Raw genomic sequence first — 17,251 nt, forward strand, 5'->3', positions numbered from 1 at the left:
GGCTGGTCAGAAAGTCGCTATCCTTTTCCAAATTGGACAAGTGGCACAACTTGGCGATTGGTTGGTGCTTTTGGCAATTCAACTTGGAGAGGCAGCATTACATTTGATACACCGCCGTAATTTTGAAGAAAATCGTTTCAACGTCATAAAAGACTTCAACTTTCCCAACCAGAGTATTTAACTTATCCAGAGGCGACCCGCCTGTCACACCTAAGCCTGACCAACTACGCAAAAGCAGTTGTTTTTGAAAGTCTGGATAAAGGGGTTTGGGAAGGCGATAAAGCAGATGGTTTGTTACTTGCCGTGTTGCAAACACTCTGTTTATTTTAAGTTCGGAGTCCTCCTTCGGAAGACCCCGCACAACGGGGGCTTGACTTTAACTTAGCTATCGGGGGCTTTTCAATGAACGGGAGTATAGCCTAAACAGTCATTCAATTTCTTGAAATATAAATCTGCTAAATGCAAGGCATCCCCGTCACGATTTTTGTATTTAACTTTTATTTCTTTATCTAATTTGGCATATTGATTTTTTAATTCTTGTTTACGTTCTGAATCAGTAGTTTTTTCACCCTCACAAGCTAACTCAGCAAGTCGGTCAGCGTCATTCTCAATAGAACCGCCATCGCTACAAGCAAAAAAGAGAGAGCCAAAAAGGCAAAGGAACAAAGCAGTTTTTTTCATGATAATAGTTGCGTTTTTTTGACTACTTGATTTTGTGATAACGGTTTCAGCGAATGGATAAAAGCTCGGTCTATTTAGACCCACGACGGCTCATGTAAAAAGAATCTAATGTTATAGTTAAAATACGGTAAAGATTATTTTCAGTGTCAGTAGCACATTCTCCGAGACTAAAAGTGCCTTCAAAATCACCGTTTCGATAGGAAAATTCAACGTGGACATTAGCTGTCTCTCCAACACCTGGTGCGTTTCCTCCTCTTGTTGTAAACCTCGTAAAGGTTACTCTACTGAATTTTATATCAGACCAATTAGTTACCCCATTCTCTTCAAAATGGTCTCTATACTGCTTGAACCGCGTTATAATCAGAGATCTATGCCATTCGTCCGTTTGAGCAGGATGAATGTATCTTGTCCAAGTTTTGATATCATTATTTTGAATGGCTTTGAGGAGCGCTTTTCCTAACGCATCATACGTGGGTGCTCCCAAAAGATTATTACTCGCAAAAGCTGGCTTAGAAATATCTGGTTTGTTTATATCGTTTCGTTGGGGTGAATTATTTGAATTTGTTTCCAATTCTTCTTGATGTCCAACATTTCTTAAAACTTTTGAAAGAGATATACGATTATCTGAATCACGTTTAATATTGAGATTTCTTAAAGCGTCCAAGAAAGGTCTCGGTAACTGATAGATAACACTTGGCATAACCAATTCAGGAGTCACTAATTCTGCCAACTGCTTGACAAAATCAACGCAGTTTTGATTAATTCCAGCTGCTCCATAACGTTTAGAGTTCCACCTCTCTTTAAGTTTTTTGCAATACTCGTAAGTGATAAAATCAACTTCTACCACGAAGTCAGATTTACCTAAATCACCTAACTTACCTTTCTCAACTTCTCCTTCAGTAGAAAACGTAGCTTTGAGTGACTTATTAATTGGATGGAATCCCCATGTATGCTCTACTATAGTCTGACTTAGTGCATCATCTTTTTTTACAAATGAAACAAAGGCATGTCCAGGTGAGATTACGCTGGTCGCAGGGTTCGCCTTGAAAACGATAAAATACTGAGACTGACCAATTGAAATGTTACAAACAAGCGTAAGAGTTAAGAGTAGAAGAAGTTTCATTTGGATAGTGTGAATTATAATTTGAGATTTTATTTTCAATCAAAATCGGTGCAAATAGTACCCTCAGGGCGGTTGGATTGCTGCACAAGAGGTGGAAAACTTACTTATTAAGTCTGCCTAACCAGGGCGTTCGCTTTGTCGGCCGCAGTTGCCCTGCGTGCTGCAACCTTTCGCCAAGATGCTGGCATACGAACATTTTATAGACTTGCACCCAACTGGTTATTAGGCGAAAAATCGCCTCACTACAATAGATTGATTTACAAGTCGTTATCGTGCATTGTTAACACATTGAGATTAATGTGATTGACTGTACAAGGATATTGAATTGTGTACATATTCGCAACTATTTTTATGCTTTTTTATCAAGCGGGATAAAGTCGGGGTTAACCACAAAAAAACAGCCCCACCTCGCGGCAGGGCTGTTCTGTTTTCTATAAAGTGCGCCAACTGTAAACCGCTCGGGCGGCCCCGGGTTGACTGTAAACCAATTACTTCACTTCTTCAAAGTTCACAAACTCACCTTCTTCTTTCGATTTGTCTGAGTTGGGTTGCTGACCGGCGTTAGGGTCTTGCGCACCACCCGCTGCACCGGCATCCGGGCCTGCGGCATAAATCTCCTGCGAGGCGGCATTCCATGCTTCGGTGATTTTGTTCATAGCGGCGTCAATCGCCGTTACGTTGCGGCTGCTGTGTGCCGTACGAAGTTCTTCGAGGGCGCTTTCAATGCTTGATTTGCTGCCGGCGGAGAGTTTTTCGCCGTATTCTTTCAATTGTTTTTCGGTGCTGAAAATCATTGAATCGGCGGCGTTCACTTTCTCAATTTCCTCACGAGCAGCTTTGTCGGCGGCTTCGTTGGCTTTGGCTTCTTCGCGCATCCGTTGAATATCCGCGTCTGAAAGACCGCTGGATGCTTCGATACGGATTTTTTGTTCTTTGCCCGTGCCTTTATCTTTCGCGGTTACGTTCAGGATACCGTTAGCATCCACGTCGAACGTTACTTCGATTTGTGGAATACCGCGCGGTGCCGGTGGAATACCGTCCAAGTGGAAACGGCCGAGGGTACGGTTTTGAGTCGCCATCGGGCGTTCGCCTTGCAATACGTGGAGTTCTACCGAAGGTTGGCTGTCAGACGCAGTAGAGAACGTTTCTGATTTCTTCGATGGGATCGTGGTGTTGGCTTCGATCAATTTGGTGAATACACCACCCAAGGTTTCGATACCCAACGACAACGGAATCACGTCAAGTAAGAGTACGTCTTTTACTTCACCCGTCAATACACCGCCTTGGATAGCGGCACCGATCGCTACGGCTTCGTCGGGGTTTACGCTTTTCGATGGTTTGCGGTTGAAGAATTTCTCCACTTCTTCCTGTACTCGTGGAATACGGGTCGAACCACCTACCAAGATTACTTCTTCGATTTCTGCTATTTTCAGGCCTGAATTGGCAAGAGCGCGTTTACAAGGCTCCATCATGCGTTGGAACAACCTGTCGGCCAATTGCTCAAACTTCGCTTTGGTCAACGAGCGTACCAAGTGTTTTGGAATACCGTTGACGGGGAAGATATAAGGCAAATTAATTTCTGATTGCGTCGAGCTCGACAATTCGATTTTGGCCTTCTCCGCCGCTTCTTTCAGGCGTTGAAGCGCCATTGCATCCTGACGGAGATCAATGCCTTCGTCTTTCTTGAACTCATCGGCCAACCAGTCAATGATTACTTGGTCGAAATCGTCACCACCTAAGTGTGTATCACCGTCGGTAGATTTTACTTCAAACACGCCGTCGCCCAACTCCAGAATAGATACATCGAACGTACCGCCCCCTAAGTCAAAAACGGCAATTTTTATGTCTTTTCCCTGTTTATCAAGCCCGTATGCCAAAGCTGCGGCAGTAGGCTCGTTGATAATACGTTTTACATCCAAACCGGCAATGATACCCGCTTCTTTGGTCGCCTGACGTTCGGCGTCGTTGAAGTAAGCAGGAACAGTAATGACGGCTTCTGTGACAGTTTGCCCCAAATAATCTTCGGCAGTTTGCTTCATTTTTGTCAAAATGTGCGCCGAGATTTGTTGTGGAGTAAAGAGGTGTTCGCCTATCCGAACGCGCGGTGTATTGTTGGCACCCTGCTCAACGCTGTAAGCGACGGTTTTAAGTTCGCTGCCTACTTCGTTGTAACGTTTTCCCATAAAACGTTTGATAGACGAGATGGTATTTTTGGGGTTGGTAATGGCCTGACGCTTCGCAGGGGCCCCCACTTTGCGCTCGCCGTTACCATTGTCCATAAAAGCCACTACGGAGGGGGTGGTACGTGCACCTTCACTGTTAGCGATTACGACGGGTTCGTTACCTTCCATAACAGCCACGCACGAGTTGGTAGTACCTAAGTCAATTCCAATTATTTTTCCCATTATCTTAACTATTGTTTAATTGAATAATTTATCGAGCCTTTTGCGCTCTGATGAGTGTTTTCTGATTGTTTTCACTTCATCTTTCCCCTCTTTTTACACAACGAACGTGCCGGTGGGATTAGAGGAGTTGCAAAGTGACAATTTGGCAGAAAATAAAAAAACACAACGGGTAAAAAGGGACAAAGTTGGTGAGAGATTGGGTAATTTTACGGACACTTCGTCCTTCACAGCCGTGAGTCTATGTCTGATAAGTGCGGTTTTGACAGTGGCAAATTCACTCTTTTGATAGTGCATATCCCCAAAACTTTCTCGAACTTTGCAGCTAAGAAAAGTGGAAAGGTTAAAGTTTAGAGGTTAAAGAAGATTTTCTCATCCTAACTTTTGGAATAGTTACAAACCTCTTTGGTATTCACTTATTTTTTAGTCGTTACTAAATAATCAGCACTCTACACATTGAAAGGGTTTCAGTTCATAGTTATCAGTTGTTTGGCAGTCATTGGTTGGGGATGTTCCGGCGATGCCCGTCAAAGTACTCGTATTCCGCCTTTACCTACCGACGACGTCACCAAACGCGCCCAAGTAGGGATTGAGTACTTGAGTACCATCATTCGTCGCAGTCCCCGGTCGGCTGTCAATTATCAAAAGCGCGCCGAGTTGTACATTGTTTTGCGCGATTTTCCAAGCGCACTCGAAGACATCAATCAAGCCCTTGACATCAGCCCCAGTAACGGTCTGTATCTTCTGACGCGGGCGCGAGTGTTACGGCAATTGAAACGCTACGATGAAGCCTTGGCAGCGGCTCGTCGGGCAGAAGTGTTGCAGCAGGATACGCCTGAGCTGTATGTGTTATTGGGGGATTTGACCCAACAAAAACGTCAATACCGACAGGCAAAGCTGTATTTAGCCAAAGCGCTGCAAATGGCCCCCTACGACGGCGAAGCGTATTTTTATACCGGTTTGTTGGATGCCCGTCAAGGCGATACGCTGTCAGGTATTGCGCTCATGCAGCGTGCCTTAGAGCTGAAACCCCGATTGATGCTGGCCTATGTGGAATTGACTACGATTCATACTCGTCTACATGATTATGAACAGGCACGCCAAGTCAACAATCAGGGACTTCGTTATTTTCCAAAAGAATCAGCGCTGTACTATACCCGAGGCATTTTTTATCATAACCAAAAAAAATTGGATAGTGCGCTGATTTTCTACCGCAAAGCAATCAATTTTGACAGCACTAATTATTTGGCTGATTTTCAGGCCGGCACTATTTATCTTAAATGGATAAGTCTGCCGCAAGCGGTCAAATGTTTTCAGAAAGTAATACGATACGACCCCAAGTATCCCCAAATCAATTTTTTGTTGGGAACGGCCTACGACCGAATCGGCAATTTGGATGGGTCTATCGAACAATATACCTTGGCTACGCAGGCAGACCCGGCCGATTGGCGCTCCAGAGGACGGCTTTACCGGGCCCAACAGCGTAAACACTACTTGGAAACGTACGGGACGCTTCCTCCCGCTACGCCGGAAATTGCTGCCGAGACCGAAGATGAAAAGGATATTCCTCAAAAAGCCCTGGATGAACGGGTTCAAATTGACATCCTGACGCCTCATTTGCAATTGAAAACCAAAACGGATACGGCTCGTAACTTCAAAATTAAACAGTAGGTTGTCTAAATTCAGAAAAAAGCCCAATTTTGCGGGCAAAGCGATTTGTAGCACGTGCTTAGTTGATGGTTGTCGTTTAATCTTTCACTGATCACTGCCTGCCAATCACCAATCATTAAACTTAAAAAAATGACCGAACAAATCAACATCACTCTCCCTGACGGCAGCGTTCGTAAGTATGCCGCAGGTTCGTCCGCAATGGACATTGCGCTGAGTATCAGCGAAGGACTGGCACGTAACGTACTGGCTGCCAAAGTAAACGGCCAAGTGTGGGATGCCACGCGCCCCATCCATTCAGATGCCACGGTTCAATTATTGACGTGGAACGATACCGAAGGAAAAGCCACCTTTTGGCATTCCTCCGCTCACTTATTAGCCGAAGCTATTGAGGCACTGTACCCGGGTACAAAATTTGGAATTGGTCCCGCTGTTGAAACGGGCTTTTATTACGACATAGATTTGGGCGGACAGCCTTTTTCGCAGGAAGATTTCAAAAAAATTGAAGATAAAATGCTCGAATTAGCTCGCCAAAAGAACGCCTACGTGCGTACAGAAGTGAGCAAAGCCGATGCCATTGACTATTTTACGACCAAAGATGACGAGTACAAACTCGAATTGATTGATGGTTTACAGGACGGTCAAATTACTTTTTATCAGCAGGGTAATTTTACGGATTTATGCCGTGGACCGCACATCCCGAACACGGGCTTTATCAAAGCGGCCAAACTTATGAACGTGGCAGGTGCCTACTGGCGCGGCGACGAAAAACGCCCCATGCTGACGCGGGTCTATGCGGTGACTTTTCCGAAACAAAAAGAGTTGGAAGATTACCTGCACGTATTGGAAGAAGCCAAAAAACGGGATCACCGTAAGTTGGGCAAAGAATTGGAGTTGTTTACGTTTTCGGAGAAAGTAGGAGCGGGGCTTCCGTTGTGGTTGCCGAAAGGCGCACTGCTCCGCGAACGTCTCGAAAGTTTTCTGCGTCGGGCACAGGTGCGGGCGGGCTATTCGCCCGTGGTGACACCGCACATTGGCGGAAAGCAGTTGTACATTACGTCTGGCCACTGGGAAAAATATGGGAAAGATTCATTTCAGCCCATTCTCACGCCGGAAGAAGGCGAGGAGTTTATGCTGAAACCCATGAACTGCCCTCACCACTGTGAGATTTACAAATCGCGTCCGCGTTCGTACCGGGAATTGCCTTTGCGTTTGGCGGAGTTTGGAACAGTATATCGTTACGAACAAAGCGGTGAGTTGCACGGATTGACGCGCGTTCGGGGCTTTACCCAGGACGATGCGCACATCTTCTGCCGTGCCGAACAGGTGAAAGAAGAATTCAAACGAGTGATTGATTTGGTGCAGTACGTGTTTCGTTCACTGGGATTTGATAATTACAGCGCCCAAATTTCGTTACGCGACCCCAATAAACCCGAAAAATACTTTGGAACGGACGACGATTGGAGCAAAGCCGAAAGTGCCATCATCGAAGCGGCTGCCGAAAAAGGATTGAATACCGTAACCGAACTCGGCGAAGCGGCTTTCTACGGTCCTAAACTGGATTTCATGGTGCGCGATGCGCTGGGCCGTAAATGGCAGTTAGGAACCATTCAGGTGGATTATCAATTGCCGCAACGTTTTGATTTGGAATACATGGGGTCGGATGGATTGAAACACCGTCCGGTGATGATTCACCGTGCGCCGTTTGGGTCATTGGAGCGTTTTATCGCTATTTTGATTGAAAACACGGCAGGTAACTTTCCGTTGTGGCTCTCGCCTGATCAAATTGCCGTATTGCCGATTTCTGAAAAATACCAAGACTACGCTAACGACGTCTTCTTACAACTTCAGGAAGCCGATGTACGCGGTTACGCAGACCACCGTGATGAGAAAATAGGACGCAAAATCCGCGATGCAGAAGTGAATAAACTGCCTTATATGCTGATTGTCGGCGAAAAAGAACAGGAAGAAGGCAAAGTATCGGTTCGCCGCAAAGGACAGGGTGATTTGGGTCAAATGAGTTTGGAAGAATTTATTACTCATTTCAAAGCCGAAGTCCAAGGTACGATGGCGACGTTTGGCGCATAACTGATTTTTGGTTTTGAAAGCACCTGAATCCTATAAAACAAAAAATCCCGCACTGTGAAGTGCGGGATTTTTTGTTTGAAGAGATAATTGAATTAACGGTTGGTATAACTTGCCAAACGTTCGGTAGCAAAGCCTTTACGGCCAAAAGTATAAAAAGTATAAATTCGCCCATTTACTGGAGTAAATGTACTTGAACTATAGATTGGTTTTGTGGTTCCTGCCTCCATTACATCAATTGTATCAGCGATTGCTTGGGCGGATAAATTCAACTCAATAAAAGGCTTTACGTCTTTGTAATTTAAGTTCGTAAAGATTTTTGTTTGTGCTCTTCTTGAATAGATATCAATTGGGCGGGCTGGATCAGGTACCAAATTGATAACACGAATTTTATACTTACCAGCAGTAGGTATGCTCATGTCATCTTCCGTCATGAGTAACGTTTGTTTTGGAAATTGATCAACCATGAAAACTGAGTAATATTTTCCTGCATCAAGCGTGTATTCTGTCCTAAAAGTAGTATCACCCTTCTGTACCTGCCCGTAGTCGTTGCCCACTCTTCTGTCTAAAATCAACGAATAAAAAGCTTTTCCTGAGGGTACGGTTGCATAAGTGGCTGGACCAGGCCAAGCACCTGCTGCCGACACAGCATTACCATTAAGTTTGGTGCTATTTTGATACACATAAAAGCGGGTAGCTGGCACACCCGTTGGGGCGGCAGGGTTATTGAAAGTATAGGCGTTGATTACTTTAACATTTGTATTGGTAGCCTGATTTACAAATTCCCATTGCTGGTTGGCATCAATCAAGTTTTTCTCGCAAGCTACCAGCGTTATTGCCGTTAGTATTGCCCAAAGAATTCGGTATGATTTCATAAAGTTAATATTTTGTCATTTTTTTAAAGTTAAAAAAAATAGGTTAAGGCTTACTAAACCAACACTCAATAGTATGATAGTCAGGATTTAAACCTCCTATTTTACGCAGCGCTTCTACATTCCAAAGGTATTCTGAATTGTAGCGTGGGCGTACACGTTGCACGAGTTTGCCAGCATTGTCGGGGTAAAGTGCATTTGGAAGAGCAAAGCCACTATAAATATCAGGACTATATTTGTATCGGCGCATATCCACCCATGTTTCCATAAACCCGTGCCCCCAAAGTGCAATAAATTTTTGAACCATGATTTGGTTCAACTTTAAATCGGCAGCGACTGGGCTGATTTTTGTAGAATTGATGTAGTCTGTTACCTGCTTATCTGTAAAGTTCTCATAACCCGTGAAGTACTTTTTGAACATATCAAAATTGGCCTTAATTCCTTTTTTGTATGCGTCCAGTGCCGTAGCCTTGTCACCTTTAATAAAGGCAGCTTCGGCTTTGATAAACTGCAACTCTGCCAAAGTCATAATAGGAAATGGCGCATTGTTTTTGAAATAAGAACGTGAATTTACGTCTTGGTCAAAAGCAACTACTGGCGCAATGGTTGCGATAGTTCCAAAGAAATTATAGGTTTTACGGTTGTTAGGTAGCGTGGTAGCTTCGCCAGCATTGGGTGCAATACCCCGAAACACTTTGTCATCACTGGGTTTTAAAAGATAGGCCAAACGTGGGTCTTTTTCTGTTAGGATACTTCCATCAAGGAGCTTAACAAAGTACTCGCTTTGGCGATAAGTCCCCATATTGTTGCGGCGTGCACCAAAGAAATTGGCTTCGTCAGCAGTAGCAGCACTGTTTTTGAATTTTACCATTGCTTCGTCATCCACTGATGTAAAAGCAGCATCAACGGCCTTGATTACTTCGTCTGGTTTGTATGTGCTTTTAAGCGAGTAGCGATGTAATAATTTTGCCCGAACACCACTCACAAATTTTTTCCATTTGGTTAAATCTCCACCATATAGATAAGCATCTGCTTCAGCAAAACCTGCTGAAATTGTTTTTTTGGCGGCAATGTCTAAATAACGATTGGCGGAGTCACACATAGCAGCTACCTGTTTGTAAGTATCTTCTTGCGAATCATAATCGAAAGTAAGTCGGCTTGTATCAAATGCTTGGTTGAGAATTACTTCATTGTGATAATCGGTAAGGTTGAGCCAACTCCATGCAAACACCGAAAAAGCGACTCCTACATATTCCTCTTTACCTTGTGCTTTAGCATCTCGAATCATATTGTTGAGATTTTGACCAAGGGCATAATAATGCATCCGCCAAAGTTCTCCCCCTGTATCAGAATTGGGCAAATAACCGTGCCGGTCAAAGGAATCCCCCGCGCCTGTACGCGTAAAATACTGTACAAAACTACCCGCTATGCGTGCATCAAACTGAATACCACGTGCCATATTAGCTGCAATAGGTGGTAGAGCTAATTCGGGAGATACAACAGTAGGCGCGTTAGGGTTTATGAAAGCATCATCAAGGTACTTTTCGCAAGAGGTAGCCCCTAAAAGCAGCCCTAAGATGCTCATATTTCTTGTTATGTTTTTGATACTCAATTTCATTGTTTCTTCTTTTAAGTAGTTAAAAATGCGTTTTTTATCGGTTTTTAAGGCCTAATTTTAAACCAATATTGAAGCCACGCGGAGTAGAAGGCGAAAAGTAATCTACCCCAAATGAACCCACACCCGATGTAGAAGCCCCGTTGCCATTCACCGAGGGATCTGCACCCGAATAATTACTCAAGATGAACAAATCAGTACCTGTAAAAAATAGACGAGCATCCGATACGTATTTCCATTTTTGTACTAATGTTTTGGGAAAATTATAAGCAAAGGTGAGATCACGCATGCGCACCCAGTTGATGTTTTTTTCCACAAAATTAGAAGCATACAAACGCCCGTCAGAATAATAATTGCTTTGGTAGTAAGGCAAAATCTGGATAGTATTGGGTGAGGGTTTATCAGTCTCTTGCAAGCCATCATTAAGCACACCTGGTACAATAATAGGCTGCTCGCGATTGGTCGTACGGGGGCTGTATCCACGGGCGGTCATCCAATAGGCTGTACCATTCATTATATCGCCACCCGACCGTATATCGAGTAAAAAAGAGAGCGAAAAACCTTTCATCCGGAAAGTATTCTGCACACCCATTGTAAAGTTGGGATTGCGCTCAGCTATTTTGATGTAGTTGGGATTTACCAACGGGAAGCCTGTGCCAGGGTCAATCAAGATTTGACCTTTACTATTGCGCAGGTAATCTTGCCCAGTGAGGGTAGTGGTAGTTCCGCCTGGTATCAAGCCATTACGGAAGGCATCAAGCCAAGTATCTGAGTTGTAGTACTCTGGGATATTGGAAGGTAGGTTGAGTACTTGGTTGCGGGTACGGGCAAAATTAACAAGGGCATCCCAGCTAAAACCTTTCTTTTTAACTACTTGGCCCGTCAATACCAACTCTACGCCCTGGTTGCGGGTGTCGGCCACGTTGAGGGTAGAAAGTACAAAGCCTGTGCCGTAGCTCAAACGCACCAAACGAACGATTTGACCGATGTTACGGGTGTTGTAGTAGGTAAAATCAACACCGAGACGTTTGTTCCAAAACGAAAGTTCCGTCCCTAACTCGTACGTACGCTGGCGTTCAGGTACGATAAAAGGGTTATTGTTGGTAAAACCATACGAAAATCCACCGCCGCTTGTAATTTGTCTGGCATACACCGATTGCGACTGATAAGGAGAAATATCTTTTGCAGTTTCAGCTATCGAAGCACGTAATTTGCCAAAACTAAATACTTTGCTTTGAGGTAATAAATCGCTAAAAACAAACGATAAACTGGCCGCAGGATAAAAAAATGAGCGCGCTTCCTTGGGAAGCGTAGAAGTCCAGTCATTGCGGCCTGTAAGGGTGAAGTTAAGCCAATCGTTGTAGCTGAATGTGTATTCAGCAAATAAACCCTGCAAACGACGCAACTGGAGCGTATCACGACCAAGGGAGCGGCTGTCAAATCGAGTGCGAGGATCAATGGTCGAAATATCATTGACGTAGCCTTCGCCTACTTTGGTCAGGTTTTCTCCTCGCTCAGAAAAGAATTTAGAGCGATAATCTGTGATTTCTGTACCTACTTGAAAGGAATTCTTAAACTTACCGAAATTTTTGGTGGCTGTTCCGATAAATACCCCGTTCAGACCTTGATAGTCTACTGTATAGTTTTCGATGCGGCCTTTTACCGTTCTAAAATCATTAGATTCGGGGTGATAAAACGAGTTGCCATCGGTGTGGTAAGTATCATATCCTAACCGTGCTGTGAAGTTGAGCCATTCAGTAGGTTTATAATTGCCCGAAACATTGTATGTCCAACGGTTAGTACGGTCAGAACTTTCGTTTTTGTAAACAATCCAAAACGGATTATCTAACTCTACAATGTTAGGATCATCTATGATTTTGCGACGGGAACCATCCGCATTTTGATAAGCGCTTGCATCGTCGTCCAAGGGCCATGATAATAATGCCTGCAAAAACCCTCCAGCACCACGCTGTGCTTTTTGGTTGGTAGAATGCGTATAGGCTGCCGTAGTAGTGATGTCCAATTTTTGCGACTTTGATTTATATACCAACGTCCCCCTTCCGTTGAGGCGGTCATAACCCGTGTTAGGAATTGTCCCATCTTGTTTGACTGACCCGAATGAACCTCGGTAGGTAAACTGCTTAAAACCACCATCTAACGAGAAATTATGACGTTGGGTAACGGCATCTTGAAAAAAGTTACGTACGTTTTCATAAAATTGGGTGTTGGGTGCATATCGTTGCCCCCAAGCCAAACGGGTGCGGAGGTCATTGACCCCAAATGTTCCCAAGTCAAATTCTTTTTGTACTTCAGGAAAAAGATAGGTTTGGTCGAGGCGAAAGCTGTTGTCATAAGACAAGCGTAATTTGCCTGGTGCCCCCTTTTTAGTTGTGATAATAATGGCTCCACTACCCGCATTAATACCGTACTTGGCGGCAGCTTCTGGCCCTTTTAGTATCGTTATACTTGCTATATCGTTGGGATTGATGTCGGCAGCACGGTTGGTGTAGTCGTTGTTGCGATTGGCTCCATCGGAGGTCAAAATACTTTGGCTCAATGTAGAGTTGTCAATCGGGATGCCGTCCACCACAATCAGTGGCGAGTTGTTACCACTCAGCGAGTTGGGGCTGCGAAGTACAATCTGCGACGATGCTCCCGGCGCACCGCTGGTGGTATTGATAGTAGCACCTGCCACGCGGCTTTGGATGGCAGTCAAGAAGTTTTCGCGTTGGGTTTCGGCTATTTCGTCACCTTTTACTTCCTGCACGGCGTAGCCTAAAGAACGTTTCTCTTTGCTAATACCAAAGGCTGTCACCACAACCTCATTGAGGGTGTTTTCGTCGTTGTCAAGGGAGATATTGATGACATTGGAAGTGCCAATTTTCACTTCTTGACGTAAGTAGCCGATATAGCTAAAAATCAAGGTGGCATTGTTGGGAGCGCTAACTTTAAACTCCCCGTTGTTGTCGGTGGTAGTACCACGAGAAGTGCCTTTTACAATGATACTTACGCCAGGCAACGTAGTGTTGTCGGCTGAATTGGTGACTTTTCCGGAAATAACACGGTCTTGGGCGAGGAGGGAGAAGCTTGCTCCCCAGCATACCAATAAAATCACACTTCGATGCAGAAGTTGTTTCATAAACGAATTGAACGGTTTTGGTTTTTAATAATTGTTAGAGAATCTTCTCAAAAGAAGCAAATTGTCAGGTGATTTGCAACCATTTTCGGAATAAAATGCGTGAGTATGCGGTTTAAGGCTCTGTTTTGTGCGTATTTGTGCGGTTTTAGCAGAAATAAAGGGATTATTATTTTTGTTCGTAAAGTCTTACTTTTGACTCTCTAACTTAACTCCTATTTATGTCAGTCACAATTGCTCCCATCGGTGAAAGTCTTCCCGCTTACTTAGCATCTAAATCGTATTCTAAAATTGTTTTATTGGCCGATACCCATACCCGTAAGCATTGCTATCCATTGGTAAAACTTTTTTTGCCCAAACACGAATTAATCGTGGTTTTGCCGGGAGAGCAGCACAAGAATTTAGCAACCTGCGAGCAAATATGGGGGGTAATGACCAATGCGCAATTGGATCGCCATGCGTTGATGTTGAATTTGGGCGGTGGTGTTATTGGCGATATGGGGGGATTTTGCGCAGCTACCTACAAGCGAGGCATCGATTTTGTGCAGATTCCTACCACATTGCTCTCACAGGTAGATGCCAGTGTGGGCGGAAAACTGGGAATTGACTTCCAAGGTTTTAAAAATCACTTGGGAGTTTTCACCCTGCCAAAAAATGTTTTAATCGACGCATCCTTTTTGCAAACTCTTTCGTATGTAGAACTAAGGTCCGGGTTTGCCGAGATTATCAAGCACTGCCTCATTGCAGATGCCGATAAGTGGGAAGAAATTCGCAAAAAAGATTTTGAAGAGCAAAATTGGCCCGATTTGATTGCCCACTCGGTGGAAATCAAGAAAAAAGTAGTAGCCGAAGACCCAACCGAACAGGGATTACGAAAAATTCTGAATTTTGGACATACCATTGGGCACGCGGTTGAAACTTATTTCCTGAGCAAACCACCTAAACAGCGATTGTTGCACGGGGAAGCTATTGCGGCGGGAATGATTATGGAGACATTTGTGGCTTACCGCAAAAAAATGGTGGATTTGCAAACATTAGAGCAGGTAGAGGAGTTTATTTTTTCGGTGTACGGCAAAGCACCTATCAGTATGTCTGACGTTCCGACAATTATTGCGTTGGCCCAGCAGGATAAAAAGAATCGGGGGGGGGAGTTGCGGTTTTCACTGTTAGATAAAATAGGGCATTGCGGATACGACATTAAAGTGACCGCCGCTGAAATTCAGCAAGCCGTAGCGTATTATGTAGGATAATTGGTTTTTTTTAGTTTCACGATAAAAAACCTTGCTTTTGTTGAAAAATTCGTATTTTTATTCAAATATTTTTCTCTAACACCAAAAACGGGTATCTGTCTATGAAGCTTATCAAACTTTTACTGCTTGGATGTGCTGTGGTATGGGCAGCAGGTTGTAACACTAACCGCAAAATTTTTGTTGAACACGATTATAGTTATGAAACCAATTTTAAAGCGTACAGCACCTACGCCTTTTTGGAATGTGAACGGGATACAGGAAATGTCTGTACGGAAGTATATAACGCTATCCACCGCCAAATGCAGGCAAGAGGGTATCGTTTGACGACTAACAAACCTTCGCTGTTGGTTAACTATGGTATTTTTTACGACAATTTGCGGTATCAGGGATATATGCAGCCCGTTATCAAGAACTGGGTAGATACTGAAGATGATTCATTCAAATACGAGCCGATTCGTTATTCATTGGATAAAGGGACGATTATTGTTTCCTTGATTGATGCAGACAGCGACCAGGTGGTGTGGAGAGGATATGCGGCGGGAATTTTCAAAAACCCCAATGCGGCTAATAATTATTACCGAAATGTAGTACGTTCGATTTTTGACCAATATCCGCTGTTTGCTTCGGGATACGACCCGCGCGGTGGAGCTCCGCAGGATAGCGGACGATAGATAAAAACGTTAGAAAAGAAGGGAGAACCAGAGAGCGGCATCTCCCTTCTTTTTTATTTGATAACCCCTTTCACAGAAAAATCCTTTTTATCAGCCATTGTCAGGTGTTGAAACCCGCTAATTTCGTAGGTTTTTATCAGCCAAATCCCTTCTGGTCGCAAAGTGCACGTAAGAGAAAGCTGCTTTTCGGAGTCGTATAGTTTATTTTCCTCCTTCAATAAAGCTTCGATCAGCTTAGGCTGTTTAGACGTTTCATCCACCACAACCTTCAATGATTTTACAGTCAATTTTTCCCCGCTTTTCAGCACATACTCAAAAGTGAATGGGTTTGGTTGAGTAATCTCATAACTCAACTGATACGCCTGTTTATTGAGATCTGCCTGCGTAAAAAGTTCCAACTCCTTGGCCCAGTCAATAGCTGTTGTGGAGATGCTGTCTTTATCGGTTCCCATCGTCATTGTTTTGCTTACCAAGGGTTTCCGCTTGTTAAGTTCTGTCACTTGGGTTTCGATAAAACCTTTGAGGTCAAAGTAATTTCTTGTTTGAGCAGCGTCGCCAGGAGTTTGACAACTGCCTATGGCAAATAGACAAATAATGCTGAGGAGGATATTTTTCATATAAAAAGTGCTTCTTGAAATTAACTCAAGAAGCACTTGAAAAGTTCTTACAATCAATTTAACGATGATTTTCTGTTGTTGTGCCGACCAACGGGGAATATGTCATTGCTACTTATTACTTACCTCTCTATTTTCAACAACAAAATATTGCTGTACATTTCGGTCAATTGTTTGCCCCATTACAGATAATGTTTCTTGTGTTTTTATTTCTCCGTCCATTCTTGTAATGAACCCCGTCTGTTTGTTGTATTGAATGATGGCAGTGTATTGCTGTTCTTTACCGCTCGACTTAGCATATATACCTTCGCCTTGCGATAACTCTTTATCGGTAGTAGTGCCTTCTACGTTTATTTTTTGTTTGGGAGCTGATTTTCCCACGAGTTTGAGGATACTGTCATTCTCCATAGTATAGTGGTTGATATATATACTTTCAACCGTTTCGAGCGTGTCTGACCGGTTATTTTTATCGTTTGGTTTCTCAATAATTATGCCTGACAACTCTTGTATAGGATTGAGCATTGGCAAACGTGCCAACCACGTATGATACGGCGTTGTTATTTTTGTTTGTTTTTTTGAAACGTCCACTTCTATTTTTGTTTCAATACTGGTCAAAAAATGTTCTAACACACTCTTTCCTATTTCATTATTTGCAAAAGGTTTGTCTGTATCAATATTAAATGAATTAGGCTCAACTTTACTTATTTGCCGTATCCACTTGGTGTTTAGAATTAAAAGTGAGGGTGCTTTGATTTTCAAATGTCGGGTAAATTCAATGCTAAAATCGCTGTTTTCGACATTGGGCTCAAACTTTTTTTTGGCGTAGGCCACCTTGCTCACAAACGACCTCCCATCGTTTTTTGAGATACTATTTTGAGCATATAGTGTGGTGATGCTACCTGTGACAAGTAAAGACAAGATAATAATTTTCATATTTTCTTAATTAATTGCGTTTTTTTTCTTAATTAATTGCAAATAACAAATAAATAAATTAGAATTGAAAGTTGAGTTATGATACTTGGATTCAAGTTTGAAGTGCAATTTGGTGTTTTAGAGCAAACTGGATGGGAGATAAATACCCAAGAGTTTTTCGGGGTCGGTTGTTTAGTTGATTTTCAATCCAACTTACGTCAC

At 43.4% G+C, this 17,251-nt stretch carries 13 protein-coding genes; 5 read left to right on the top strand and 8 right to left on the bottom strand.

Annotation, left to right across the window (positions count from 1 at the left end; genetic code table 11):
* Window positions 1-181, top strand: a 181-nt coding sequence (locus Q0081_RS01855) for a hypothetical protein (RefSeq protein ID WP_298348608.1), incomplete at its 5' end; no start/stop codon positions are given.
* Window positions 182-399: 218 nt separating this feature from the next.
* On the opposite strand, the gene Q0081_RS01860 is transcribed toward Q0081_RS01855, so the two are convergent.
* The 3 genes from Q0081_RS01860 to dnaK form a co-directional block, all read right to left on the bottom strand.
* Window positions 400-681, bottom strand: coding sequence for a hypothetical protein (locus Q0081_RS01860; RefSeq protein ID WP_298348610.1), 282 nt, complete (start codon window positions 679-681; stop codon window positions 400-402).
* 70 nt (window positions 682-751) lie between these two features.
* Window positions 752-1,804, bottom strand: coding sequence for a hypothetical protein (locus Q0081_RS01865; protein ID WP_298348612.1), 1,053 nt, complete (start codon window positions 1,802-1,804; stop codon window positions 752-754).
* Between the two features lie 488 nt (window positions 1,805-2,292).
* The gene (gene dnaK / locus Q0081_RS01870; RefSeq protein WP_298348614.1) at window positions 2,293-4,209 is read right to left on the bottom strand and encodes a molecular chaperone DnaK; all 1,917 of its coding nucleotides are present in this window, start codon (window positions 4,207-4,209) and stop codon (window positions 2,293-2,295) included.
* 453 nt (window positions 4,210-4,662) lie between these two features.
* Here dnaK and Q0081_RS01875 point away from each other — a divergent pair, with 453 nt between their 5' ends.
* Both Q0081_RS01875 and thrS read left to right on the top strand, forming a co-directional pair.
* Window positions 4,663-5,877: a tetratricopeptide repeat protein gene (locus Q0081_RS01875; protein WP_298348616.1), complete on the top strand. Its 1,215-nt coding sequence runs from the start codon at window positions 4,663-4,665 to the stop codon at window positions 5,875-5,877.
* A 129-nt stretch (window positions 5,878-6,006) separates the two neighbouring features.
* Window positions 6,007-7,962, top strand: a complete 1,956-nt coding sequence (gene thrS / locus Q0081_RS01880; protein ID WP_298348618.1) for a threonine--tRNA ligase — start codon at window positions 6,007-6,009, stop codon at window positions 7,960-7,962.
* A gap of 92 nt (window positions 7,963-8,054) precedes the next feature.
* On the opposite strand, the gene Q0081_RS01885 is transcribed toward thrS, so the two are convergent.
* The 3 genes from Q0081_RS01885 to Q0081_RS01895 form a co-directional block, all read right to left on the bottom strand.
* The gene (locus Q0081_RS01885; RefSeq protein WP_298348620.1) at window positions 8,055-8,834 is read right to left on the bottom strand and encodes a DUF4397 domain-containing protein; all 780 of its coding nucleotides are present in this window, start codon (window positions 8,832-8,834) and stop codon (window positions 8,055-8,057) included.
* Between the two features lie 43 nt (window positions 8,835-8,877).
* A complete protein-coding gene (locus tag Q0081_RS01890) occupies window positions 8,878-10,416 on the bottom strand; it encodes a SusD/RagB family nutrient-binding outer membrane lipoprotein (protein WP_298348622.1) in 1,539 nt (512 codons plus the stop codon).
* Window positions 10,417-10,483: 67 nt separating this feature from the next.
* On the bottom strand, window positions 10,484-13,585 hold the full coding sequence (locus Q0081_RS01895) for a SusC/RagA family TonB-linked outer membrane protein (RefSeq protein WP_298348623.1): 3,102 nt from the start codon (window positions 13,583-13,585) through the stop codon (window positions 10,484-10,486).
* Window positions 13,586-13,803: 218 nt separating this feature from the next.
* On the opposite strand from Q0081_RS01895, the gene aroB reads away from it, so the two are divergent.
* Together aroB and Q0081_RS01905 are read left to right on the top strand one after the other, a co-directional pair.
* Window positions 13,804-14,832 (top strand): 3-dehydroquinate synthase, encoded by a 1,029-nt coding sequence (aroB, locus tag Q0081_RS01900; RefSeq protein WP_298348624.1) that lies wholly within the window; start codon window positions 13,804-13,806, stop codon window positions 14,830-14,832.
* 101 nt (window positions 14,833-14,933) lie between these two features.
* Window positions 14,934-15,503: a DUF4136 domain-containing protein gene (locus tag Q0081_RS01905; RefSeq protein WP_298348626.1), complete on the top strand. Its 570-nt coding sequence runs from the start codon at window positions 14,934-14,936 to the stop codon at window positions 15,501-15,503.
* A gap of 53 nt (window positions 15,504-15,556) precedes the next feature.
* On the opposite strand, the gene Q0081_RS01910 is transcribed toward Q0081_RS01905, so the two are convergent.
* Entirely contained in the window at window positions 15,557-16,120 is a 564-nt protein-coding gene (locus Q0081_RS01910; RefSeq protein WP_298348627.1) for a hypothetical protein, read from the bottom strand.
* Between the two features lie 108 nt (window positions 16,121-16,228).
* On the bottom strand, window positions 16,229-17,050 hold the full coding sequence (locus Q0081_RS01915) for a hypothetical protein (protein WP_298348629.1): 822 nt from the start codon (window positions 17,048-17,050) through the stop codon (window positions 16,229-16,231).
* Between the last annotated feature and the right edge of the window lie 201 nt (window positions 17,051-17,251).

The sequence above is a fragment of the Runella sp. genome, assembly GCF_027484545.1.
Taxonomy (GTDB): Bacteria; Bacteroidota; Bacteroidia; order Cytophagales; family Spirosomataceae; genus Runella.

Bases quoted from the DNA above. Each gene is read 5' to 3' on its own strand.
- Q0081_RS01915 (WP_298348629.1), bottom strand. From the start codon at position 17,050: ATGAAAATTATTATCTTGTCTTTACTTGTCACAGGTAGCATCACCACA.
- Q0081_RS01860 (WP_298348610.1), bottom strand. From the start codon at position 681: ATGAAAAAAACTGCTTTGTTCCTTTGCCTTTTTGGCTCTCTCTTTTTT.
- Q0081_RS01885 (WP_298348620.1), bottom strand. From the start codon at position 8,834: ATGAAATCATACCGAATTCTTTGGGCAATACTAACGGCAATAACGCTG.
- Q0081_RS01865 (WP_298348612.1), bottom strand. From the start codon at position 1,804: ATGAAACTTCTTCTACTCTTAACTCTTACGCTTGTTTGTAACATTTCA.
- thrS (WP_298348618.1), top strand. From the start codon at position 6,007: ATGACCGAACAAATCAACATCACTCTCCCTGACGGCAGCGTTCGTAAG.
- Q0081_RS01910 (WP_298348627.1), bottom strand. From the start codon at position 16,120: ATGAAAAATATCCTCCTCAGCATTATTTGTCTATTTGCCATAGGCAGT.
- dnaK (WP_298348614.1), bottom strand. From the start codon at position 4,209: ATGGGAAAAATAATTGGAATTGACTTAGGTACTACCAACTCGTGCGTG.
- Q0081_RS01895 (WP_298348623.1), bottom strand. From the start codon at position 13,585: ATGAAACAACTTCTGCATCGAAGTGTGATTTTATTGGTATGCTGGGGA.
- Q0081_RS01890 (WP_298348622.1), bottom strand. From the start codon at position 10,416: ATGAGCATCTTAGGGCTGCTTTTAGGGGCTACCTCTTGCGAAAAGTAC.
- aroB (WP_298348624.1), top strand. From the start codon at position 13,804: ATGTCAGTCACAATTGCTCCCATCGGTGAAAGTCTTCCCGCTTACTTA.
- Q0081_RS01905 (WP_298348626.1), top strand. From the start codon at position 14,934: ATGAAGCTTATCAAACTTTTACTGCTTGGATGTGCTGTGGTATGGGCA.